At 36.3% G+C, this 22,761-nt stretch carries 23 protein-coding genes, 1 pseudogene and 1 other annotated feature; of the genes and pseudogenes, 12 read left to right on the forward strand and 12 right to left on the reverse strand.

Annotated features, from left to right (window positions below):
- Positions 1-329 precede the first annotated feature (329 nt).
- Positions 330-1,691, forward strand: a complete 1,362-nt coding sequence (locus ACU68W_RS02065) for a YjiH family protein (RefSeq protein ID WP_446756020.1) — start codon at positions 330-332, stop codon at positions 1,689-1,691.
- A 39-nt stretch (positions 1,692-1,730) separates the two neighbouring features.
- On the opposite strand, the gene ACU68W_RS02070 is transcribed toward ACU68W_RS02065, so the two are convergent.
- The 5 genes from ACU68W_RS02070 to ACU68W_RS02090 all read right to left on the reverse strand — a co-directional run bounded on the left by ACU68W_RS02070 (position 1,731) and on the right by ACU68W_RS02090 (position 4,864).
- Positions 1,731-2,384, reverse strand: coding sequence for a hypothetical protein (locus tag ACU68W_RS02070; RefSeq protein ID WP_094206303.1), 654 nt, complete (start codon positions 2,382-2,384; stop codon positions 1,731-1,733).
- Positions 2,385-2,386: 2 nt separating this feature from the next.
- Complete coding sequence (locus ACU68W_RS02075) at positions 2,387-3,034, reverse strand: SIMPL domain-containing protein (RefSeq protein WP_446756021.1); 648 nt, start codon at positions 3,032-3,034, stop codon at positions 2,387-2,389.
- A gap of 58 nt (positions 3,035-3,092) precedes the next feature.
- Complete coding sequence (locus ACU68W_RS02080) at positions 3,093-3,563, reverse strand: GNAT family N-acetyltransferase (protein ID WP_094223844.1); 471 nt, start codon at positions 3,561-3,563, stop codon at positions 3,093-3,095.
- Between the two features lie 59 nt (positions 3,564-3,622).
- Entirely contained in the window at positions 3,623-4,459 is an 837-nt protein-coding gene (locus ACU68W_RS02085; RefSeq protein WP_094223845.1) for a KilA-N domain-containing protein, read from the reverse strand.
- Between the two features lie 279 nt (positions 4,460-4,738).
- On the reverse strand, positions 4,739-4,864 hold the full coding sequence (locus ACU68W_RS02090; RefSeq protein ID WP_002834945.1) for an LDCC motif putative metal-binding protein: 126 nt from the start codon (positions 4,862-4,864) through the stop codon (positions 4,739-4,741).
- 181 nt (positions 4,865-5,045) lie between these two features.
- Here ACU68W_RS02090 and ACU68W_RS02095 point away from each other — a divergent pair, with 181 nt between their 5' ends.
- The 11 genes and pseudogenes from ACU68W_RS02095 to ACU68W_RS02145 all read left to right on the forward strand — a co-directional run bounded on the left by ACU68W_RS02095 (position 5,046) and on the right by ACU68W_RS02145 (position 13,776).
- Positions 5,046-5,450, forward strand: a complete 405-nt coding sequence (locus tag ACU68W_RS02095; protein ID WP_294685550.1) for a helix-turn-helix domain-containing protein — start codon at positions 5,046-5,048, stop codon at positions 5,448-5,450.
- Positions 5,451-5,454: 4 nt separating this feature from the next.
- A complete protein-coding gene (locus ACU68W_RS02100) occupies positions 5,455-5,997 on the forward strand; it encodes an ImmA/IrrE family metallo-endopeptidase (protein WP_294685551.1) in 543 nt (180 codons plus the stop codon).
- Between the two features lie 10 nt (positions 5,998-6,007).
- Positions 6,008-7,426, forward strand: a complete 1,419-nt coding sequence (locus tag ACU68W_RS02105) for a Y-family DNA polymerase (RefSeq protein WP_446756022.1) — start codon at positions 6,008-6,010, stop codon at positions 7,424-7,426.
- Positions 7,416-7,751, forward strand: coding sequence for a hypothetical protein (locus ACU68W_RS02110; RefSeq protein ID WP_294685552.1), 336 nt, complete (start codon positions 7,416-7,418; stop codon positions 7,749-7,751). Before ACU68W_RS02105 ends, ACU68W_RS02110 begins: the two co-directional genes overlap by 11 nt.
- 2 nt (positions 7,752-7,753) lie before the next feature.
- Entirely contained in the window at positions 7,754-8,065 is a 312-nt protein-coding gene (locus ACU68W_RS02115) for a DUF5960 family protein (protein ID WP_294685553.1), read from the forward strand.
- 85 nt (positions 8,066-8,150) lie between these two features.
- Positions 8,151-8,376: a binding site (T-box leader), on the forward strand.
- A 51-nt stretch (positions 8,377-8,427) separates the two neighbouring features.
- Positions 8,428-8,964: a 2-oxoacid:acceptor oxidoreductase family protein gene (locus ACU68W_RS02120; protein ID WP_446756023.1), complete on the forward strand. Its 537-nt coding sequence runs from the start codon at positions 8,428-8,430 to the stop codon at positions 8,962-8,964.
- Positions 8,945-9,238, forward strand: a complete 294-nt coding sequence (locus ACU68W_RS02125) for a 4Fe-4S binding protein (protein ID WP_446756024.1) — start codon at positions 8,945-8,947, stop codon at positions 9,236-9,238. Before ACU68W_RS02120 ends, ACU68W_RS02125 begins: the two co-directional genes overlap by 20 nt.
- On the forward strand, positions 9,235-10,374 hold the full coding sequence (gene porA, locus ACU68W_RS02130; protein WP_446756025.1) for a pyruvate ferredoxin oxidoreductase: 1,140 nt from the start codon (positions 9,235-9,237) through the stop codon (positions 10,372-10,374). The genes ACU68W_RS02125 and porA overlap by 4 nt, the downstream gene beginning before the upstream one ends.
- On the forward strand, positions 10,371-11,264 hold the full coding sequence (locus ACU68W_RS02135) for a thiamine pyrophosphate-dependent enzyme (protein WP_446756026.1): 894 nt from the start codon (positions 10,371-10,373) through the stop codon (positions 11,262-11,264). The genes porA and ACU68W_RS02135 overlap by 4 nt, the downstream gene beginning before the upstream one ends.
- Entirely contained in the window at positions 11,257-12,612 is a 1,356-nt protein-coding gene (locus tag ACU68W_RS02140) for a phenylacetate--CoA ligase family protein (RefSeq protein WP_446756027.1), read from the forward strand. The genes ACU68W_RS02135 and ACU68W_RS02140 overlap by 8 nt, the downstream gene beginning before the upstream one ends.
- A gap of 55 nt (positions 12,613-12,667) precedes the next feature.
- Positions 12,668-13,776, forward strand: a pseudogene (locus ACU68W_RS02145) (pyridoxal phosphate-dependent aminotransferase).
- Between the two features lie 550 nt (positions 13,777-14,326).
- Here the strand turns inward: ACU68W_RS02145 and pepD are convergent.
- The 7 genes from pepD to malQ all read right to left on the reverse strand — a co-directional run bounded on the left by pepD (position 14,327) and on the right by malQ (position 22,761).
- The gene (pepD, locus tag ACU68W_RS02150) at positions 14,327-15,742 is read right to left on the reverse strand and encodes a beta-Ala-His dipeptidase (protein WP_446756028.1); all 1,416 of its coding nucleotides are present in this window, start codon (positions 15,740-15,742) and stop codon (positions 14,327-14,329) included.
- Positions 15,743-15,825: 83 nt separating this feature from the next.
- Entirely contained in the window at positions 15,826-17,037 is a 1,212-nt protein-coding gene (locus tag ACU68W_RS02155; RefSeq protein WP_094223857.1) for a DUF819 family protein, read from the reverse strand.
- 229 nt (positions 17,038-17,266) lie between these two features.
- Complete coding sequence (locus ACU68W_RS02160; protein ID WP_446756029.1) at positions 17,267-18,520, reverse strand: L-cysteine desulfidase family protein; 1,254 nt, start codon at positions 18,518-18,520, stop codon at positions 17,267-17,269.
- 96 nt (positions 18,521-18,616) lie between these two features.
- Entirely contained in the window at positions 18,617-19,117 is a 501-nt protein-coding gene (locus tag ACU68W_RS02165) for a DNA-deoxyinosine glycosylase (RefSeq protein ID WP_306479109.1), read from the reverse strand.
- A 686-nt stretch (positions 19,118-19,803) separates the two neighbouring features.
- Entirely contained in the window at positions 19,804-20,442 is a 639-nt protein-coding gene (thiE, locus tag ACU68W_RS02170; protein WP_094223860.1) for a thiamine phosphate synthase, read from the reverse strand.
- The gene (gene thiD, locus ACU68W_RS02175) at positions 20,435-21,238 is read right to left on the reverse strand and encodes a bifunctional hydroxymethylpyrimidine kinase/phosphomethylpyrimidine kinase (protein WP_094223861.1); all 804 of its coding nucleotides are present in this window, start codon (positions 21,236-21,238) and stop codon (positions 20,435-20,437) included. The genes thiE and thiD overlap by 8 nt, the downstream gene beginning before the upstream one ends.
- 59 nt (positions 21,239-21,297) lie before the next feature.
- On the reverse strand, positions 21,298-22,761 hold the full coding sequence (gene malQ / locus ACU68W_RS02180) for a 4-alpha-glucanotransferase (RefSeq protein ID WP_446756030.1): 1,464 nt from the start codon (positions 22,759-22,761) through the stop codon (positions 21,298-21,300).

Below are 22,761 nucleotides of genomic sequence, written 5' to 3' on the forward strand. Positions count from 1 at the left end.
TAGATTAGAAAGTCCTACGGATTAGAAACCTCAGCTAATTAAAAAATCCTCTGGCTAAGAATATCATACGAAACAAATTGTTTGATTTCAAATCGAAAAAATCCGTCAAAAATCGTATTTGCGTAAGCGTTAGAGTTCTTACGATTTTAGGATTTTGAGATTTAGAAATCTTCAATTTGTGTAGTCTAGATATTCGTGCTAGAGGATTTTTCTAATTCTTCGTGCCATATGATTTCCTGCTTCTCCTAATTAATTTTATTTGTTATTTTCTTGCATCATATTTTCATAAGTGTTATACTAGTTGAAATATTTTAAAGCGAGGAGATAATATGAAAACCAACAAAAAATCATTACTGAATTTTCTGATTCCATCGATTATTGGGGTAATTATCTTCATGATTCCTGTAAAATTCGATGGCGAATGGACTATAATTGTCAAAATTTTCGCTGATTTTATAGCCAAAACCATCGGCGATTATCTGCCAGTACTTTGCACAATAATAATTACAATATCATTTGTAATGAGTGTTTTGGCAAGTTTCAATGTAAAATTCATCAAAGAAAACAAACTTTTAGATCAAACATTTTCTGTAACGCCTGTGTGGCTAGTACTTAGAATTCTAGGATTTATCGTCGTGTGGATGGTTGTGTTAAAGGACAAGCTTAACCTTGGGCCGTTTTTCGACATGATAGTTGCCGATGAATCTGCGACATTTATACTCAACGATTTGTTGACATCACTTGTAATAATTTTTGTAATAGCAAGCATGCTTCTTCCACTTTTATTAGATTTCGGACTTTTGGAATTTATCGGTGCAATTTTCACGAAAATAATGCGCCCAGTATTTTTGATTCCTGGACGTGCCGCAGTAGATTGCATCACAAGTTGGATTGGAGATGGAACATTGGGTGTCATGCTCACTTCAAATCAATACGAATCTGGATATTATTCAGCAAAAGAAGCTGCAATTATTTCTACGAATTTCTCTGCAGTTTCCATCACATTCAGCCTTATCGTTTTATCCCAAGTTGACATGGTCGACTATTTCGGAGTTTACTACCTTTTGGTCTGCTTAGTTGGAATTGTCTGTGCAATCATAGTTCCGAGAATTCCACCATTATCACTCAAAAAAGACGACTACGTTGTAGAATCTAATCACACTAATGAAGATATAGCAGAAAATTATTCATCATCTGTACAGTATGGATTAGATTTGGCAATCAAACGTGCAGAGTCTCACAAAGGAATCGGAGAATTTTTGAAAAACGGAATCGAAAACGCATTTGGAATGTGGTTTTCAGTAATGCCGATTGTTATGATAATCGGAACAGCATCACTTGTACTTGCAAACAACACGCAAGTTTTTGAAATCTTGGGCAAGCCATTTTTGCCACTGTTGAATTTCTTGAAAGTTCCTGAAAGCTTGGAAGCATCCAAGACAATGATTGTAGGATTCAGCGACATGTTCACACCTTCAATCATAGCTGCAAGCACAATTCAATCACAAATGACCAAGTTCATCGTAGCGACAATCTCCGTAACACAATTGATCTACTTATCAGAAGTCGGCGGACTAATCCTCGCATCGTCAATTCCTGTAAACTTGTTCGAATTATTCGCCATATTTATCGAACGAACAATAATTTCGCTTTTGATAGTAGCCCCAATCGCACATTTGTTGTTTATGTAAACGAAAACCAGAGAACGTGCAATTCTCTGGTTTTTTTGATTATTCCATTAAAAATTCACCAATATACTCAGCTATTTCAACTGGCTTTTCAGTGTGAAAATCGTGTGATGTGTTTTGGACAAATAGTGATTTTATATTCTCTTGATTATTATTTTTTTCTACTTTGTTTTTCTTATATTCATATAAATCATCTGGTGTATCAGCTAATAATAACAGCGTTTTTACTTTTATATCCATGTCAAAAACATCCACATCTTCTTTGAACTTTATATAAAGTAAATTAGAAATTGTGTCAGCACTCATCTCAAGACTATTTTTTTCTATATAACTTCTACTAAATTCAACTTCTTTTTCAAATGTTGTTTTCGTGAAATCATTCGTAATTATTGCACCATCTAAAATAATTAGTTTATCCGGTTTTATCACTTCAATGTTTCTAATCAATAAGTCTGCACCTAGTGAATATCCAATAACTATTGAATTTTTTGGTATCTGAGTTTCTATCCATTTTTCAAAATCTTCTTTGTTTTCGACGTTCACATCTATATTTGAATATTGTCCAGGTAAATTGATATATTCAATGGTATAATTGAATTTATTTAACTCTTTTTCAAGCTCACTTACGTTTGATTTATCACATCCTAAACCTGATAGCATATATATTTTTTTCGTTATTTCTTTTGTATGATTCATATTTATTCTATTGTCCACGTAATTGTCACAGTATCTTGCACATCGATGTCGTCAGCCTCGATGTCTATGTCATATGTCGATGCCGCTTTACAAACCATCAAATCATCCATCGGCGAAGAATATATATCAATTTCTCCCCACGAATAATCTATGTTTAGTATTTCCTTCAACTTCACACCAGAAGCCTTCGCCAACACCTTTGCCTTCGTTGTAGAATCTTCTACAGCTTTTTCTAGCAAATCATTCTTGACCTTTTCCTTGTCCTTCACGGTGTAATTAATATCAAACTTCACTTTTACATCGCAATGCGCCAATTCGTACAGAACTTTCCCCAGTATCTTATTGTCATTTTCAAACTTAATATATGTGCGATGCTCGTATTCGTAACCTACGAACTTTTCCTTATAGTCGTCGTTTTTGTCACGATAGCTCTCGTATTTAGAATCAATCGAAAAATATGTCGTCTTCAAATCCTTCGGATCGAGCCCCGCATTTTTCAAAGCGTCTCGTAAAATCCTCGTGTCTTGTGTCGATTGTTCAATAGTTTCGTCGTAATTCCAGCGCAACCCCTCAGCCTTTATCGTAATCTTGATAGTGTCAGGCTTCACCGAAATCTTGCCCTTTCCTTTTACGCTAATAGTTCTTTCCATAATAATCTCCTTGTATCTTTGGTATCTAGTTTTATTCAGCCAGCCAAACTGAGGTTTATCAGTTTCTTTTTATCATCAATGGAGATCCGTATTCATCTATTCCATCGTCAGAGAAACCAAGCGATGCCCAAAATCTATGCGAATCCTCTTTAGCGTAGTTAAGGGCGTAATAAATTGCGCCGTCGTTTTTTGTGTATTCCATAAGCGTTTGGAAACATTTGTGTCCTGTCCCGTTCCCTCTATACTCTGGGAACACCCAAAAATCAAGAATGAAACATTTTCCGTCCTCGCTTTTGTAAGTGCAGTACTGAGAAGCGCCTATTTTAACTCCGTCACGCACAAAATATACCATGTGTAATGTGTCCGGAGTGCGCAACATATGACTTTGCAATACATCTCGATACTCCGCGCTCTGGAAGTATTTCTTTTCTTCCTCTGTCGTTATAAATCCGTCATTTACCAAATACTGAAACTGAATATCCCAATACTCGTTGATTTTTGAAACAGGTATCTCCTGAATGAATATCATTTCAACATCCTCCTCAAATTCAAAATTTATCTATTTATTGCTTATAATAATTATTTCTTCTACTCTAATTTTTTAATACCGACATCTCCAAGTTTTTCAAGTGATAACAATTGTGTTCTTGCAAGTTTTCTAAGTTCTATCATTCGTTCTTTTTGATCCACACCTTTTCCAATAAGAATTGCATTATAGCTTTCCATATTTGCAAGCACAAGTAATTCATTCAAACCTGCATAGTCCCTCATATTACCTTTTAAATCCGGATTTTCTTCACGCCACTGTTTTGCTCTCTTGTTAAATAAGGCAACATTAAGCATATCTGCTTCACTTGCGTATTTATAAGATAATTGTTCATTAGTTAGGTCTTTTAAGAGATATTCTTTTATTGCATCTGTATGAATTTTATAATTAATCTTAGAAATTTCTCTATGAAGATTCCAAGTTAATGATAGTTTTGAGGTTTCATCTTCCTTCAATCTTTTATAGTCTTGAATAATATAAAGCTTAAACTCTGGAGAAAGCCAAGACGCAAATTCCATTGCTATATCGTAATGAGCATAAGTTCCTCCATATCGGCCCGCTTTTGAAACTATACCTATGGCATCTGTAGATTCTATCCATTTTCCTGGGGTCATTGTGAATCTATTTAGGCCTGCTTCATTTCTAAACGTGTCGAATTGCACACGGTTAAAATTTGGATTATTCAAAACTTCCCATAATCCTATAAATTCAAGAGTGTTTCTATTTCTCATCCAATTTTGAATAACAAATCTTGGATCATCTTTATTTTTATATTTTGCTATATCTGTTAAGCTTATATAATCATTTTTAAAATCTTCGGTATATACTTGAATTGAAAATCCCTTAGCAGAAATTTGATCTTTCTTGATTTTCGACAATTTACTCCCTCCTTATGCTGGTGAACTCTTTACAATTTCAAATCCAAGGTTAGCTCCTGTTATGTTATCCATGTGATCACCTGCTATATTTTCATTCTTGTTTATTAAATATTCTTACCTATTATTATACCAAAATGAGTTGGTAAATTCAGTATTGTAGCATTTGATTTTCTGCATAAAAATAAATCGAAAGTTTGGTTTCTTTCGATCTGATTTTAAAAATTAATTTTGTTTTATAAAAAAATCGGATTTGAATAATCAAATCCGATCTGTGATGTTCTATTTATCTTGTTTATTCATTGTGCAACAGTCCAATCTTTCTTCGCCGAAAGTGTTTTTGTTTTCGTTGCCCAATTTTTTTAAAAATTCTTCAAAATTTTTCTTTATTTTACTAAAAATTTTCATTTAATCACTACCTTTTTAGTTCCAATGTCAACTTGTTTACACTTATATTATACACCTATTGAATTTCATTTTCAAATTCCACAAAAAATTTGACGTGATTAGAAGTTTAAATTATAATATTAGTAGTTACAGTTCATATGTTTTGAATTTGAACTTCTAATTTTATTTATGGAGGAAATCAATGAGCTTTGGTGCTAAATTAAAACAACTTAGAGAAGACAGGGGTCTTACTCAGACAGAACTTGCGGACAAGCTTGGTGTTACTTTGAAGACTATAAGTAACTACGAAACTAAAGGCACTCGTCCACGCACTCAAGATATGTACAAAAAAATCTCGGATTTTTTCAATGTCGACATCAATTTTTTGTTGACTGTGGAAGATAATTTCGTGCTGGATTCTGCTAAAAAATTCGGATATTCTGGTAAAAAAGATGCGGAGAATTTGGTGGATAATTTGTCAGGACTTTTTGCTGGAGGTTCTCTTCCTGAAGAAGACAAGGATAAACTTTTCAATGCGATTGCTGAGGCGTATTACGAAGCCAAATTAGAGAATAAAAAATACGGACAAAACAAGAATAAAAGGTAGTCTTATGTACAATAGATGGATATATGATAAGGTAAATAGTTTGGTTGAAAAATACCACACCAGAAATCCCGAGGAGCTTTTGGAGTTGTTGGGAATTAAGCTTCATTATATCGATAGCCCGTCCAAACTTTTGGGAGTGTATCAAGTAATTCTTAGAAATAGGGTTATTTTGATTGCGAACAATATCGGAAGTTTGAAAAAAATCGTACTGGCTCACGAGATTGGCCACGATCAACTTCACAGGAAATACTGCATTGATGGCCACGCTTTTCACGAGAACAAGGTGTTCAATCCTACCGATGTTTTTGAAAATGAAGCAAATATTTTCGCGGCGCATCTTTTGATTTCTGATGAAAATTTGATTAAAACTATGCGCGAGTACACTGACGACAAAACTATGGCGTACAAGTTAGGTGTGGATATTAATTTGTTGAATTTGAAAATATCTGAAATGGTGAAGCTGAACAAGTTTCCTGCAGATATTTTCTATATTGAAAATCCAAAATCGACGTTTTTGGAAGATTACAGTCCATTGGACGATGAATAAGGAGGTTGTTATGGGACTTATAGATTACTCTTTGGAGCCAAAATCTGATATTGCTTTTGTGGATATCAAAAGTTTTTATGCAAGCGTTGAATGCGTCAAGAGAAATCTAAATCCCTTGACAACTTCTCTTTGCGTTATGAGTAATTCCGACAATGCAAGCGGATTAATTCTCGCAAGCTCTCCTACTTTCAAGAAAGTTTTCGGGAAGAAAAACGTCGGCAGGGCTTTTGATTTGCCTTTTCACGTCCACGATAGGAAGTTTAACTTCCAATCAGCTCTCAGACAGAATTTACCCATCACCGATTCATATATTAATTACATCGAAACGTGGGCGAAAAACACCATCATTGTCCCTCCTCGAATGGCATTGTACATTGAGGAGAATTTGAAAATCCAGAAGATTTTCATGAATTACGCAGCAAAAGACGAGATTCTTCCCTACTCTATCGACGAGGGATTTATCGATTTGACAACTAGTTTGAACTATTTTATCCCCGATAAAACAATATCTCGCAAGGACAAGTTGGATTTGATATCTTCTAGGATTCAAAACGAAATCAGAAACAAAACTGGTTTGTATTCTACTGTTGGAATGAGTAATTCCAATCCTCTGTTGGCTAAGCTTGCGCTGGACAACGAAGCGAAGAAAACTGTGAATATGAGAGCGAATTGGTCGTATGAAGATGTAGAACAAAAAGTGTGGAACATTCCTGATTTGACAGATTTTTGGGGAATCGGCGAAAGAACGAAAAGAAGGCTGAATAAATTGTGTATTTTCTCGGTGAGAGATCTCGCAAATTCCAATCCAGATATTTTGAAACGAGAATTCGGAATTATTGGCGTGCAGTTGTGGTTTCACGCGAACGGCGTAGATGAATCCAAAGTCACACAACCTTACAAAGGAAAATCCAAGGGACTGGGCAATTCACAAGTTCTTCCCAGAGATTACTCCAAGAAAAGTGAAATCGAAATAGTTCTCAAAGAAATCGCAGAACAAGTTGCTATAAGAATTCGACGAATCAGAAAGAAAGCGACTGTAGTGTCAATTTATGTTGGATATTCCTACAAGGAAATCAAAAAATCCATCCACGCACAAAAAACCATCTCACCTTCACAATCAACAGCAGAGCTAATAGCTCATGTTATGGATTTGTTTCACAAGAAATATCAGGGAGGATCTGTGAGAAGACTTGGCGTAAGTTATGAAAATTTGGTGGACGAAGCATGCATATCATTTTCACTTTTCGAAGACATTGAGAAAATAGAAAAACAGAAAAATTTGGAATCTGCAATCGATGAAATCAGAGACAAATACGGATTCACTTCCATTCAAAAAGCGACATCTCTTATGGAAGGATCGCGTGTTATCGAACGAAGCAAACTAATTGGAGGCCACTGCGGCGGAATGGACGGCACTTATGATTATTAGAAATTATCTTCCCTACAAATCGGCAAGGGAATATTGCGACAGAAAAATGGCAAAATGGATGGGATTTTTCCTATCAGAACACACTACAGCACTACATTCGATGACTGAAAATGTAAGCGTACAATCGTTGGGTGCGAGTAGTTTGCTTTTACTTATAAGCCAAGCTTTTCTGAATGATTTCACAGTCGAAATCTTCACTCACAACAACAAATCATACGTAGGGACAATTTACGATATTTTTGATGATACGTTGTATTTTGAATGTGACAATCAAATGATAAATATAAAATTCGACAATATTTTGAACATTAATTTGATGGAGTAATTATGAATACATTACACAAAAATACTTTTCAATTCGATTATTTTTCGGACAATTTCATAGCTTTTGAAAAGGACTTTTACAAATACGCAAACATCAACGTGCCACTTACATTCTTGACAGACGACATTTTAGAACATATGATATCCACGAAAAATGATTATTTCAGGATAAATGCGAAAAACTGCAAGGATAACATGGACCATTATTTTATCTTCAGGAAAAATTTCGCAAAAGAAAACAAATCCATAATTCTTTTTGAATACATCTGCCACAAAACACAATTGGAGTTTGAGAATTTGACAGATAATCGTTAAATTTACTTAAAATTTTTCATAATTATATAATTTTTTCAAAAAAATGCTTGACAATATTTTTTTACGAATGTATAATGATTAAAAATCAAACCTACAGAAAAGAAGAGTAGTCATAAATAGATTTTACAGAGAAGCTCCATTTGGTGAGAGGAGCAAATTGATGTTATGGTGAACATGGTCTTTGAGGGGACAGTTCGATATTAGGACTGTACGGCGACTTCCGTTATCATGAGTTAGAGCTTGATGGAGCTTGAAGTGGTGTATTTTTACATACACAAAAAAGGTGGTACCGCGGATATTTCGCCCTTTCTATTAGAAATAATAGAAAGGGCTTTTTTTATTACAAAAATTAGGAGGAGATTATGATTGAAATAACTTTTAGAGGAAGAGGTGGACAGGGAGCATTCACTGCATCTAAAATAATTGGAAATGCATGTGTAAAACAAGACAACTTGTACTCGTTGGCTTTCCCAACGTTTGGTCCAGAAAGAAGAGGCGCTCCTGTGAGTGCTTTTACTAAAATAGATACGAAAAAAATCGAAGACAGAACCCAAGTGCAAAACCCAGATTATTTGGTTATACTCGACGAATCGCTGTTCGATGTGAATGAATTAAAAAATCTAACAGATTGCACAGTATTCATCAATTCTTCAAAAAATTTTGAAGAAAAAAATGTTATTTCTGTAGATGCAACCAAAATCGCTTTGGATATTTTACATAAGCCGATTACAAATACTGCAATGATTGCAGCACTGTTTTCCAAATTCGATGTCATCGACAAAAAGAGCATTGTAGAAAGTTTCAAGGATAATTTGTCGCCATCAGTCGTGGATAAAAACGTAGAATTATTCGAAGAAGTTTTGAAAGAGGTGAACGAAAATGAAAAGACCAGAGCTTAAACAATTCAACGGTTTTGAAAAAATCGAAGATTATCCTTTGGGAACATATTACGAAGCGGGTTTTCTTACAGTTACCAACGATTCGTACCGAAGTTTTGATTATTTCGTCGACAAGGACAAATGCAAAAACTGCCTGGAATGTTACTTGTACTGTCCGGATGGAACTATTGAAAAGCAAAATTCATACGTTAGTATAAACCAAGATTTCTGCAAAGGGTGTGGAATTTGCCAAAAGATTTGCAATTTCGATGCGATAGAAAGGAAAACAAAATGAGAAGATTTTTATCGGGAAATGAAGCTGTAGCAGAAGGCGTTAGATTATCGAAACCAAACGTAATTTCGGCCTACCCTATCACTCCACAAACTACAGTGGTTGAAAAATTATCGGAAATAGTAGAACAGAAACAGCTTGATTCTAGATTTGTCCATGTGGAAAGCGAACACTCCGCACTTTCTTGTGCGATTGGTGCAAGTGCAATCGGAGCGAGGACTTTTACGGCGACAAGTTCACAAGGACTGTTGTACATGGCAGAATGTCTTCCCTACGCTGCTGGCGGAAAATTCCCAATCGTTATGGTGAATGCGAATCGTTCAACTGCACTTCCTTGGAATATTTTTGGAGACCAACGAGATTCCTTGTCGCAATTAGATAGCGGTTGGATTCAAGTGTACGTGGAAGATGCACAAGAAGCTTTGGATACAGTGATTGAAGCGTATTACATAGCTGAAAACAAGAAAGTCTCCACTCCAGTAATGATTAACTTGGATGGATTCGACCTCACACATACTTATGAACCAGTAGATGTACCTGATGCTAATGATGTAGATGAATTCTTACCAAAATTTGAAACCAAAAACAAATTCGATCTCAATCATCCTAGAAATTTAGGATTTTCCGTTGGACCTTCTGATAATTTGGAATGGAAAATCAGAGAAAACAAAGCAGTTGTGGATTCGTTGGAGATAATCGAAGAATCCAGAGCGAAATTCAAACAGATTTTCAACAGAGACCACGGTGGCGTGATTGATTCCTACAAAGTAAATGATGCGGATTACGTTCTAATCTCAATCGGATCAATCTCGGGATTAATCAGAAGTGTAATCGATGAATTAAGAGAACAAGGAGAAAAAGTCGGATACTTGAAACTAAGATACATCAGACCTTTCCCGACAGAAAAATTGAGAAAAGAACTTCAAAACGCAAAAAGAATTGGGGTTTTGGAAAAAGATATTTCATTCGGACATTTCGGTACAGTCTACGCTAATGTAAAATCAGTCACAGACATTGATTCACAAAACTTCGTAGGAGGACTTGGAGGACGAAATATCACACGAGATAACATCAAGGAGATTTTCCAAAAACTTAAACAAAATGGCGAAGAACTTAATTTTATAGGAGCGAAGTTATGAGTAACATAAACAAACGAACAATTACACAAGATGAATATTTTTACGGACACAAGGCCTGTTCCGGTTGTGGCGCTGCCCTTGCAGTTAGAATCGCTTTGAAAGTTCTCGGAGAAAGAGCAATCTCAGTTCTTCCAGCAGGTTGCATGTCGGCAGTTGGATTTAATTTCCCACAATTAGCTTTCAAGAACAACTCGATTATTTCGACGTTCGCAGGAACAGGCTCCATGCTTTCTGGCATTTACGAAGGAGCAAAGACTTTGGGGATTGAAGATTTGCAGATTGTAGGATTTGCAGGAGATGGTGCTACGGCAGACATTGGATTTCAAACATTATCCGCTGCAATCGACCGAGGTGACGATGTAATCTACATTTGCTACGACAACGAAGCCTACATGAACACAGGAATTCAAAAATCGTCCTTGACACCATTTGGCTCATCGACAACTACAACACCTGCAGGAAAAAACATCCACGGAAACACTCGCAACAAGAAAAATATTTTCGATATAATCGCAGCCCACGACATATCTTACGCAGCCACTGCATCTGTCGGCTACATTCAAGATTACATCGACAAAGTTGAAAAAGCATCCAAAATCCGCGGAACCAAATACATTCACGTCCTCTCCCCTTGTCCAGTCGGTTGGGGCACAAATACAGACGATACCATTGATTTGGCGAAAGAAATCGTGGACAACTGCATGTTCCCATTAGAAGAATACGAAAATGGAAAATATTCCATCAAAGAAATCAAAAATAGAAAATCAGTTCACGATTACATCAGAAAACAAAGAAGATACAAACATTTAACAGATGAAGAAATAGATTTAATTGAAGAAAACACAATCAAAAATTACGAAAACAAACTTAGGAGGGTTTATCATGATTAGAAACAACATCAAAGAAATTACAAAAGAAAAATTAGAAAGTTTAAGAACATCCAAATACTGGGAAGAAGAATTGGAAACACTAAGCCGTGAAGAAATCGAAAAACTACAATTACACGAATTGAAAAACATATTGGTTCACGCTTACGAAAACTCAGAATACTACAGAAAAAGCTTTGATGAAAATTTGTTAGATCCATACGAATTTTCATCTCTTGAAGAACTTGCAAACTATCCATTTATCAACAAAAAAACAGAACGTGACACACAACACAAAGGAAGTTTCCTTGGACAAATGGCATGTACAAGTGAAGACGACGTAGTGTTCATCTCCGCATCTTCTGGATCAACAGGAGTTCCTACGATTTCTCCATTCACACAACAAGACCTCGACGAATTTCAAAACGTAGAATCCAGATTTTTCTACCAAATCGGAATGAGAAAAAGGGACCGTTACGTTCACGCACTCAACTTCTCGTTATTTGTCGGAGGTCCTGATGTAATCGGAGCACAAAATGTCGGCGCACTTTGTATTTGGGCAGGAACTATTCCATCTGAAAAACTATTGAACATAATTGTAAATTACAAACCAACTATAATCTGGACGACTCCTTCTTATGCGTGGTATTTGGGTGAAACTGCCAAGAAACACGGCTACAATCCAAAAGAATTATCGTTGAAGAAAATAATCGTTGCAGGAGAACCTGGTGGATCAATCAATGCCACAAGAGAAAAAATCGAGGAATTGTGGAACGCTGATTTGTATGATTTCTACGGATTAAGTGATATCTTTGGAGCGTGCGCTGCAATGTGTGAACAAAAAGATGGACTTCACATCGCTGAGGATCAAATCTTAGTTGAAGTAATCGATCCTGAAACTGGAAAAGTTCTACCAGAAGGAGAAGTCGGAGAATTGGTCTTCACATCTTTGAGAAAACAAGCAAGACCAATGATTAGATTTAGAACTGGAGACATCGGATATGTAAACAAACAAAGATGCAAATGCGGCAGAACATCTACAAGGATTTACATACAAGGAAGATTAGACGACATGTTCATAGTATCTGGAGTGAACGTATTTCCTTCAGATGTAGAACACGCAATCAGACAAGTAGAAGGAATCACTGGAGAATACAGAATCAGAATCTTAGACAAAAACTTAAGCACAGCTTATTCTGTTGAAGTAGAGAAAAACGACGACATCACAGATGTAGAAGCTTTGAGAGAAAATATATGGAAAGAATTGAAAGTTAGACTTGGTGTGAAACCTCACGAAATCATCATCCACGAAGATGGATATCTTCCAAGACAAACTCACAAAGCAAACAGAGTTATAGACGAAAGACACTAAAATGAAAAACTTATCAAATAGAGCGACAAGTTTCACAGAATCTGTCATCAGAAAAATGACACTTGTCGCCAACAAATACAATTCAATCAATTTGGCGCAAGGATTCCCAGAATTTGATCCGCCAGTTGAAATATTAAACAGATTACAAGAAATTTCTCTGACAGGCCCACACCAATATTCCATAACTTGTGGGGCGAAAAATTTGAGAGAAGCCATCGCAAAAAAACACGAAAAACTCACAGGAAACACCACTAACCCTGATGAAAACGTCGTTGTGACATGCGGTGGTACAGAGGCAATGATGGCGAGCATGATGGCAATCACAAATCCTAGTGACAAAGTTATCATATTCTCTCCATTTTATGAAAACTACAAAGCCGACGCGATTTTGTCCGGAGCAGAGCCAATATTCGTAAAATTAAACCCTCCAAATTTTGATTTTGACATAGACGAATTGGAAAATGCATTCAAACAAAATCCGAAAGCCATCATCCTCTGCAATCCCTCTAACCCATCTGGAAAAGTATTCACCAGAGAAGAATTACAAATAATAGCAGATTTTGCAGAAAAATACGACACCTACGTCGTGACAGATGAAGTGTACGAACACATAGTCTACAAACCATACGTGCACACGTATTTTACATCATTACCGAAAATGAAAGACAGAACCATCACCACGACATCTCTCTCCAAAACATACTCAATTACAGGTTGGAGACTTGGCTACACAATCGCAAACAAAGAAATCACACAAGCAATCAAATCAGTGCACGATTTTCTTACAGTCGGAGCAGCAGCCCCACTACAAGAAGCGGCAATAGTTGGACTTAATTTTGGTGACGAATACTACGAAAAGCTGCAAGAAAAATACACTCACAAAAGAGATATTTTTCTCAACGGATTAAAAAAATCGGACTAGACTTCTACTCTCCACAAGGAACGTATTTCGTAATGGTCGACATATCCAAGTTCAATCGCAAATCAGACTATGATTTCTGCGTAGAATTGTCTCAAAAAATCGGCGTAACACCGGTGCCTGGTTCATCTTTTTTCAAAGACGACAACAACGATTATGTTAGATTCCATTTCGCCAAAAACGATGACACATTAATTGAAGCAATCAATCGCCTACGAAAAATCAACGATTTGTTGGTTTACTAAAATAAATCTACCTAATTTCAAATAAATACTCCTAAGCAATGACCGCGACATTAGTTGCGGTTTTGCTATGTCGTAAAATTTAAAGTAGTTTCAAGGCAAAGGAAAGTAGAAAACCAGTTTGCAAGACATAGACAAATTACAGGGACAATAAAACACAAAAACTCGTAAACCACTCATCTGTCTACAAAAATTGCTTAAAGTAGTTTCAGGGTATACGAAAATAGACACCGATACGAACGAATATCTAGACTACAAAAATTAGCAAATTCTAAGCTCATGAATCTAAAACCGCAAACTCGCCTTCGGCTCAAACAGTGTGATTTTTTAACGATTCACTTCGCTTGAATTTGATGTAATTTTTTCCGTATGATATTCTAACCGTATCGGATCGTCTATTTTTATTTCACTGAAATACAAAATCGTTGGACATCTATGTCTCACAGGGACGGAAGACACAAAAACCCTTATGCACAAGACAACAAAATCGTCGATTTCTATGCATAAGGGTTTGTTTATCACAGTCTTTCTCTGTGATTTATTTTGTCAAAAACTAAAGTCTTTCTAGAAGTGATTTCACAAATTCGTAAGTTCTTTGTGTAGATTCAATTGAAAGTCTTTCCTTAGGACTGTGAACATCTTTCATAGTAGGTCCTATGGAGATCATTTCCATGTCTGGGAAAGTATCTATGAATACTGCTGGTTCCAATGCTGCATGGACTACTTCAACCTTCATTTCTTTTCCAAACAAATCTTTGTATGTTTCAAGCGCCAAGTTTCTCAATTTAGACTCTTTTGCAAATGCCCATGGTTTGTAATAATCTTCCTTCTTAACTTCAAATCCATATTTTTCATAAACTTTTGACACATCTTCAGTGTGTGCGTCGAAAGTTTCTGGGTTTGAACTTCTAAGAGAAATGGTTACTTTCAACACATTTTCTTTGATTTCAAATATTGCCAAGTTGTTGGAACATTCAACGATATCTGGATATTCCTTCATCATGCTGTAAACTCCGTGAGGGACCTCTCCGATGAAAGATAAGATATCTTTTTTGTCATTTTCATCCAAAACTTTTTCGGTGTTGTCACATTTTTCAATCTTAACTCTCATATCTTTATCCAATGGATATTTTGCAATTAAATTGGAAAAATCAACATCGTAATCGTCTTCGTTAGAACTGAACACAACCTTCGCATCTCTTGGAATAGCGTTGTGTTTTGTTCCACCTTCGATGCTAACAAGTGCTACAGGTGATTTTTCTTCGATTAACTTCAAAGCTTCACGTGCAAATTTAATGGAATTACCTCTTTGTTGGTGAATTTCCATTCCTGAGTGACCACCAAGCATATTGTTGATGTTCATAACAAATGTGTTTTTCATTTTATTGTCCACGTAATTTAGTTTTTTCGTACCAATTATATTGTGTCCACCAGAACAACCAGACAACAAAATTCCTTCTACTTCAGCGTCAATATTCAAAAGTTTTCTACCTTTGATATTTTCTCTCTTCAAAGCTCTCGCACCGACCATTGTAGTTTCTTCGTTAGTAGTAACCAACAATTCAAGTGCAGGGTGCTTAGCGTTTTTGTCTTCCATAATCGCAAGACCAATCGCACTTGCAATACCATCATCTGCACCCAAAGTAGTGCCTTCTGTTTTAACCCAATCGCCATCTACAACTAGTGGAATAGGATCTGTCAAAAAGTCGTGGTCAACTCCGTCAGCTTTTTCTGCAACCATATCCATGTGGCCTTGAATTACAACTGAAGGATGATCCACATAATCTGGATGAGCTGGTTTTCTAATTATAATGTTATTGCTTTCGTCTTGAATTGTTTCAAGTCCCAAATCTTTTCCAGTCTTGTACAAGAAATCACTCACTGCTTGTTCATTTCCAGATTCTCTAGGAATTTTAGTCAATTCTTCAAAATAATGAAACACTCTTTCTGGTTTTAAATTTTCTAACATATTTTCTCCTTTTCTGTTCAAATTACTGTTCAAACAAACACATTCTTTGAGATTAACCCAAAGAATGTGTTCAAATTTCTAAATTAATGTAACAATATTCCCGAAAGAATACCGTAGTAGTTACCAATTACATAACCTAAAGTACCTACCAGAAGTGCAGGAACGATAAGTTCTGTCCAACCTTTTGATACAGCCATTGCTGCTGCAGTAGTTGGTCCACCAACATTCGCATTTGATGCGATAATGATTTCTTCAATATTGAATTTGAAAAGTTTTCCAAATATCAATGAAACTATTAAGTTGATTAATACAACGATTAATGCGAATACTAATAACAATGGAGATTCTCTCAAAATCAATCCTATTGAAGCTGGAGCTCCGATAACTGCGAAGAATAAATAAATTAAGAAAGTACCAATTTCTTGGCTTCCTCTGATAGATGAAATTTGTTTAGGGAATACTGATGCAAGTATCATAGTAAATGTAGTCATTAACAAGTATTTATTTCCCAATAATCCACCAAAAATTGCACTTACAGCGCCTTCGCCTTTGAACAAATCTCCAAATACTGTAGCTAATTTGTCAGAAATGGCTACGATAACAAATGATAATGCAACTGTGAAAGCAATGTCTTTAAGAGAAATTTCTTTTGCTCCCCAATATTTTGCAGCCATAGTTTTATTAGCTTCCTTGTCAGATTCTGATTGTTCTTCCAAAGCGTTAACAAGTGGCATCTTATAATGTTTCTTGATAACAGCCATTGTTGGAAGTGCCATCAATGTGAAGAAATATAAAGCCATAAGTAAGTTATCTGCAACTAATGCAGCTGATACAGTTGCTCCAGGAACCTTGTATTGTTGACTCATTGCAACGAAGTTTACTGAACCACCAGTATAAGTACCCACAAACATTGGAACGATGTCGTTCAAAGCAGGAATTGCATTCTTCAAAGCAAAGTATGCAACAAATCCACCTAAAATTGTTCCAATACCACTAAATAAATAAATAATTAAAACTCTTCCTGAATCTCTACCAATTTTTTTGATATCAGCGTTGAATAACAACATTGGTACAGCCAAAGGAACTACATAACTCCATACAGCATCGTAAACCGGTGCTTCTGTTGGAATAATTTTAAGGTTTGACAGAATTAAAGTAAAAGTCAAAGCCAAAATACATCCTGTAACCTTACTTGCCCATGTATATTTTTGTTCCAAATATATTGCAAGAGCAGCACATGATGCCAACACAGCCCAAAGTATCCAAGTACTTTCGGCACTAATAAATGATCCCATAAGAATCCTCCTTCAAAATATTTTATTTAATTAAATTATAATACCAATAAATAAATTATGCAAGTGTTTTCTTGAAATTTATAAATAAAATCACAAGTAATTTACTTGCTTTTAAACTGGTATTTTCATTATAATTCAGCGTTAAATTCAATTCATTTTTGTGTTAAATGTGAAAATGTTTTTGTTCACACAAATAAAAAAGGCATTAGATTTACTAACGCCTTCAAAATTATTTTTGAATCATTGTGTTAAGCACAATAATATCCGTTTCCTTCATACCTTCCTTAGCAACATAACCAATACTTCTGATAGTTTCTTCGATATCGTCTTTTAATAAACCATCTCCAGGTTCGAAGTTTCTGTTTTTTTTCGCCAAATAATATCCTGAAATGCCTGCATCTACAGCTGTTGCGATTTTTGCAGCACAGGATGGTTTCGCACCGTCACAAATCATACCCGATGCAATCATCAACGCATTTCCTATTGTTTTTTCAATCAAATCCAAATCCTTAGTTTCCATGTAGCAAATTCCAGCTCCTGCTGCAACTCCTGCGGATGTAACTCCACAAAATGCTGAAAGTCTACCTATAAATCTTTTGATGTGAAGTGCAGTCAAGTTCGTAATCAAAAGTCCACGATATAATGTTTCTCTGTCGTAATTTTTTTCATTTGCAAATACAACAAGTGGCATCGTGCAAGTTATGCCTTGGTTTCCACTTCCCGCATTAATTACAACTGGTAATGAACAGCCACTCATACGTGCATCTGATCCTGCTGCTGCTCTTGCCTTAGCTTTCGTTCTGATAGATTCATCTTCGTCTATCAAAATCTTGCCCATTGCAACTCCCCATTTTCCAGTCAATCCTTCATCGGAAATATCAGAATTCAAAGTAATTTGTTTTTCCAATAAGTCCTTAACTTCTCCCAAGTCCACGTTGTTTGCGTATTCGAAAATATCTTTCACTGAAAGTTCGTCGTAATTTTCGTATTCTGGAGTGTGAGTGTAGCAATTATCAATATGTATTACCTCATCATTTTTGGTAACCTTAACTATGTTTGTGTGTTTGTTTTTGATTTCTACATCCACAGTGTTTTTCTTGTCATCTTCAGCTACGATTTCAATGTCTAAGTTTTCAACGCCTTCTTTTAGGCTAACAGTGATGATGTCTTTTTCCAATAAATCCTTCGCAACCTTGATGTCATCTTCAGTAACCTTTGACAAAACCTCAAGACCAAGACAAGAATCGCCCGCAACAGTTCCAATAGCAGTCGCAGCTTCCACGCCCTTCATTCCGTTAGTGTTTGGAACAGTAACACCCTTTACGTTTTTAATAATATTTCCTGAACACATAACCTCGATTTTAGTTGGAATACTTCCCAAAACTTCCCTAGCCTTAGCCGCAGCCAACGCAATAGAAATAGGTTCAGTGCATCCCAACGCCATAATCAATTCAGATTTTAATAAATCAGTGTAATTTTTCATTAGTACTCCTCAATAAAAAATAAATTTATAACAATTTCTTCCATACATTAATCATTATAACACTTGAAATATTTCGTTGCAAATGATTTCAAGCTGTTACAAATACTCCAAAATAACCTTCCATTCTTTTTCCAAATCATCCAACCTGTATCTAGCATTTGCAGGTGATGTCGAAGGAAGCTTCGTAGCATCCACCCCCAAATTCTTTTTGTGATATCTCTCAAAACACTTAAAAGAAGCAGTCCCATTGCAAAAAACATGATTAATATTTGCACAATCCACAATCCCCTTCAAATTAGAAGGCACCACGTTTTTGATACTAGAATCTGATGAACCAATAATATCGCACTGATAAATCGAATCGTACACAGCAATATTATGCTCCAACAAAAATCTCTTCCTCTCCTCAATACTCACATCCAAATCCACATCGAAAAGCCTCTCCATCAACTTCCAAAACCTGTTTTGTGGATGACCGTAGAAAAACCCGTACTCCCTAGTCTTCACCGACGGAAAAGAACCCAAAATCAAAATCTTCGAATCCTCATCGTAAAGAGGTTTCAACGGATGAACAATCGTCTCGTAATTTCCCTTCATAAAATCCCCCTATCAACCTAGATTATATCATAACAACACAAAGCGCTTCCGTCCCCGCTAGGTGAAATCTTTGTTGTGGTTATGTGGATTGGTGGTTTTATGGCGTTGTGAAATAAAGTAGATTATTAGATTTGATAAGGATGCATTGAAACAAAGTAGATTACCAAGTTTGCTAAGAATATCATACGGAGAAAATAAGTATAAATTCAAGCGAAGTGAATCGTAAAAAAATTGTGCTGTTTGAGCCGAAGGCGAGTTCACAATTTTAGATTCACAAGCTTAGAATTTATTTATTTGTGTAGTCCAGATATTCGTGCAAACTGGTTTTCTACTTTCCCTGTCCTTGTAAAACGGAGATTTGCATTGAAACAAACCAAAAACATCGTAAACAAGCGAATCATTCGGAAAAATTGTTTTAAATTCAAGCGAAATGAAACGTTAAAAAATCGCACTGTTTGAGCGTCAGCGAGTTTGCGATTTTAGTTTCATAAGCGATGAATTTATCAATTTTTGTAGACAGATGATCGGTTTACGAGTTTTTGTGTTCCCTGCCCCTGTAACGTGTAAATGTCTTGCAAACTGGTTTTCTACTTTACTTTGTCTAGAAACTACCTTCAGCAATTCTCTTGCTATGAAACTATTCCTCATTTCCCCGCAACAAAAAAGAGGTGAATCATCACCCCTCGTTATCTACTCAAAATCATATCGAATTTTTGTTTCAACTCTTGTGTTGATGCTGCAACATCTCCCGTCGAAAAAACCGCTGATGTCAATGACACAGAATCCACATTACAATCGAAAATCATCCTAATATTGTTCTTGTTAATGCCACCAATCGCAGTGATTGGAATGTGAATCTTCTCGGAAATCTCCTTTAACGTGTCGATTGTAACCCTCACAAAATCATCTCCAGTGAACGTCGGAAAAATCGCCCCCACACCGATGTAATCTGCGCCAGCTTCTTGTGCCTCCAACGCTTGTTCCAACGTGTGACAACTAATTCCGATAATCTTGTCGTTGCCAAGAATCTCCCTCGCGTATTTAATCGGCATATCCTTTTGTCCCAAATGCACCCCGTCGACATCGCACGCCTTAGCAATATCAACCCTGTCATTCACAATCAAAAGTTTGCCCATACTTTGAGTAATCTCTTTTATCTTAAAAGCTTCACGCATGATACTTCTAGTATCCATGTTTTTTTCTCTAAGTCTTACAGAATCTGCACCATTTTTCAGCGCAATCTCAATAGTTTCCGACAAATCCCTTCCTTTGAGAGTTTGTTTATTCGTGACCAAGTTCAACCCTAAGTTAAATTTCTTATTCATTTTCCAACTCTCCTTTAAAAAACTTGTAGAAATGATTTGTAGGTCCATTTCCCTTGCCAATATGCAAATCGTGCTTAATAGCATTAGTAATGTAATCCTTACTGAATTTCACAGCATCATCTATCGATTTTCCAAGCGCCAAATTACTAGCGATCGCACTTGAAAGCGTACAACCAGTCCCATGAGTGTTCTTCGTGTCAATCTTTTCAGTCACAAATTCGTGAAAATTCTCGCCATCATACAAAATATCAATCGCATCTCCCACATGATGACCGCCCTTCACAAGAACGTATTTCGCTCCCATATCGTGAATAATCACAGCACACTTTTTCATATCGTCTACACCGTCGATTTTCATTCCACTAATTCTCTCTGCCTCTGGAATGTTCGGAGTTATACAAGTGCACAAAGGAATTAAATCCTCAATCAACAAATCAATCGCATCTTCTTGCATCAAACAAGCGCCGTGCTTTGCATACATCACAGGATCCAACACCACATTTTCTGGTTTGTACTCCAATAATTTGTCCCTAACACAACTCATAATCCTCTTGTTCGATAACATTCCGATCTTCACAGCGTCAGTACCCATATCGTTATAAATACAATCAATCTGATCCCTTATAATCGTATCTGGCAAATCCTCAATCGACACCACCTCAAAAGTATTCTCTGCGACCACCGAAACAATAACGCTCATCGCATACACCCCGTGTGCTGACATAGTCTTGATATCCGCTTGAATTCCTGCTCCGCCTGAACAATCAGAACCTGCAATAGTAAGAACTTTCTTCATAACTCCTCCTAATAATTTGCTGCAAATTAAATTATATACCTATAATCATTTTACTTCAACTAATCCCTGTTGTAGAGTTTCACAATCGAAGAAATTTTACATTCAAGCTCATCCGTAAGCCAATCTTTTTTCATTCTCCACGTCCAATTACCCAACGTGTTCGGCGTATTTGTCCTGTAATCATCATCCAAATCCAAGAAATCCTGCATCTGACACATACACAAATCGGCTCTCGTCATGTACGCAACTTTTATCAAAGCCATTTCAACATCATCTGAATTCACATAATTTTTAATGTATTCAAGTTCATCAGAATTTCTGCTATTTACAAATCCCCACAACGTTTGATTGTCGTGAGTTCCAGTGTAGTAAACACAATTTTCTCCCACGTTGTGTGGCAAATAATCCGACTCCTCATTCACATCAAAAGCAAACTGCATCACCTTCATGCCCTTGAACCCAAATCTGTCGCGCAGATTGATAACATCATCAGTAATCAAACCCAAATCCTCGGCAACAATCCTGTCAATCAAGTTTTCTTTTTTCAAAATCTCAAAAAACTCCTCGCCCTTTGCCTCAATCCAGTGTCCGTTTTCAGCAGTGTTTTCCGATGCATCAATCGCCCAAAAAGCTTCAAATCCTCTAAAATGATCCAGACGAAGCACATCGTACATTTTCAAATTATGCTTCAACCTTTTCAACCACCATTCAAAACCAGTTTTCTCACAATAATCCCAATCATACACGGGGTTTCCCCAATATTGCCCAGTTTCAGAAAATCTGTCCGGAGGAACACCTGCAACAAGTTTCGGTGACAAATCCTCGTTCACCACAAACATATCGGGATTTTGCCACATATCGCTGCTTTCCTTCGATACATAAATCGGCAAATCTCCAAATATTTTTATCCCCAAATCATTCGCATAATTTTTCAATTCGAAATACTGCTTGTAAAACAAACATTGTACGAACACATTGTATTCAATCTCAGAAGCTAACAAATTTTCGTAATAATCGACGCTTTTCTTCTTGCGGTATTTTATATCATCCGGAAATTCCAACCAAGATTTGCCATTAAAATACTTTTTCAAAGCCTGAAACAAACAAAATCCACGAACAAGTTCACGCTCACTAAAATTTTCTGTGTCGATTATCTTCAAAACCTTGTTGTTCTCAAAAGCCTTGCGTAAAATCTGATCCTTTGATTTCGCCACATAATCGTAATCAACAAAATCATCTTCAAATTTGTAGCCACGAACATCTCTTTCCGTCAGCAAACCATCCTCAATCAACTTGTCGATGTCGATGTACATGTAGTTTCCTGCAAAAGTTGACGGCGACAAATACGGACTGTTGCCGTCAGAACTAATCGGAACAAGTGGCAATATCTGCCAATAAGTCTGCTTCGATTTCTTCAAAAACCTCACAAACTCATACGCACTCTCACCAAAACTTCCGATTCCATATTTTGAACTTAAACTGAACACAGGACACAAAATCCCTGCTTTTCTATTACCACTCAT

The organism is Finegoldia sp. P2-F-LR, from assembly GCF_052932265.1.

Bases quoted from the DNA above. Each gene is read 5' to 3' on its own strand.
- ACU68W_RS02065 (WP_446756020.1), top strand. From the start codon at position 330: ATGAAAACCAACAAAAAATCATTACTGAATTTTCTGATTCCATCGATT.
- ACU68W_RS02165 (WP_306479109.1), bottom strand. From the start codon at position 19,117: ATGAAGGGAAATTACGAGACGATTGTTCATCCGTTGAAACCTCTTTAC.
- ACU68W_RS02100 (WP_294685551.1), top strand. From the start codon at position 5,455: ATGTACAATAGATGGATATATGATAAGGTAAATAGTTTGGTTGAAAAA.
- ACU68W_RS02140 (WP_446756027.1), top strand. From the start codon at position 11,257: ATGATTAGAAACAACATCAAAGAAATTACAAAAGAAAAATTAGAAAGT.
- ACU68W_RS02070 (WP_094206303.1), bottom strand. From the start codon at position 2,384: ATGAATCATACAAAAGAAATAACGAAAAAAATATATATGCTATCAGGT.
- thiD (WP_094223861.1), bottom strand. From the start codon at position 21,238: ATGAAGAAAGTTCTTACTATTGCAGGTTCTGATTGTTCAGGCGGAGCA.
- thiE (WP_094223860.1), bottom strand. From the start codon at position 20,442: ATGAATAAGAAATTTAACTTAGGGTTGAACTTGGTCACGAATAAACAA.
- pepD (WP_446756028.1), bottom strand. From the start codon at position 15,742: ATGTTAGAAAATTTAAAACCAGAAAGAGTGTTTCATTATTTTGAAGAA.
- ACU68W_RS02135 (WP_446756026.1), top strand. From the start codon at position 10,371: ATGAGTAACATAAACAAACGAACAATTACACAAGATGAATATTTTTAC.
- ACU68W_RS02095 (WP_294685550.1), top strand. From the start codon at position 5,046: ATGAGCTTTGGTGCTAAATTAAAACAACTTAGAGAAGACAGGGGTCTT.
- ACU68W_RS02090 (WP_002834945.1), bottom strand. From the start codon at position 4,864: ATGAAAATTTTTAGTAAAATAAAGAAAAATTTTGAAGAATTTTTAAAA.
- ACU68W_RS02160 (WP_446756029.1), bottom strand. From the start codon at position 18,520: ATGAAAAATTACACTGATTTATTAAAATCTGAATTGATTATGGCGTTG.
- ACU68W_RS02105 (WP_446756022.1), top strand. From the start codon at position 6,008: ATGGGACTTATAGATTACTCTTTGGAGCCAAAATCTGATATTGCTTTT.
- ACU68W_RS02120 (WP_446756023.1), top strand. From the start codon at position 8,428: ATGATTGAAATAACTTTTAGAGGAAGAGGTGGACAGGGAGCATTCACT.
- ACU68W_RS02125 (WP_446756024.1), top strand. From the start codon at position 8,945: ATGAAAAGACCAGAGCTTAAACAATTCAACGGTTTTGAAAAAATCGAA.
- porA (WP_446756025.1), top strand. From the start codon at position 9,235: ATGAGAAGATTTTTATCGGGAAATGAAGCTGTAGCAGAAGGCGTTAGA.
- ACU68W_RS02110 (WP_294685552.1), top strand. From the start codon at position 7,416: ATGATTATTAGAAATTATCTTCCCTACAAATCGGCAAGGGAATATTGC.
- ACU68W_RS02075 (WP_446756021.1), bottom strand. From the start codon at position 3,034: ATGGAAAGAACTATTAGCGTAAAAGGAAAGGGCAAGATTTCGGTGAAG.
- malQ (WP_446756030.1), bottom strand. From the start codon at position 22,761: ATGAGTGGTAATAGAAAAGCAGGGATTTTGTGTCCTGTGTTCAGTTTA.
- ACU68W_RS02080 (WP_094223844.1), bottom strand. From the start codon at position 3,563: ATGATATTCATTCAGGAGATACCTGTTTCAAAAATCAACGAGTATTGG.
- ACU68W_RS02115 (WP_294685553.1), top strand. From the start codon at position 7,754: ATGAATACATTACACAAAAATACTTTTCAATTCGATTATTTTTCGGAC.
- ACU68W_RS02155 (WP_094223857.1), bottom strand. From the start codon at position 17,037: ATGGGATCATTTATTAGTGCCGAAAGTACTTGGATACTTTGGGCTGTG.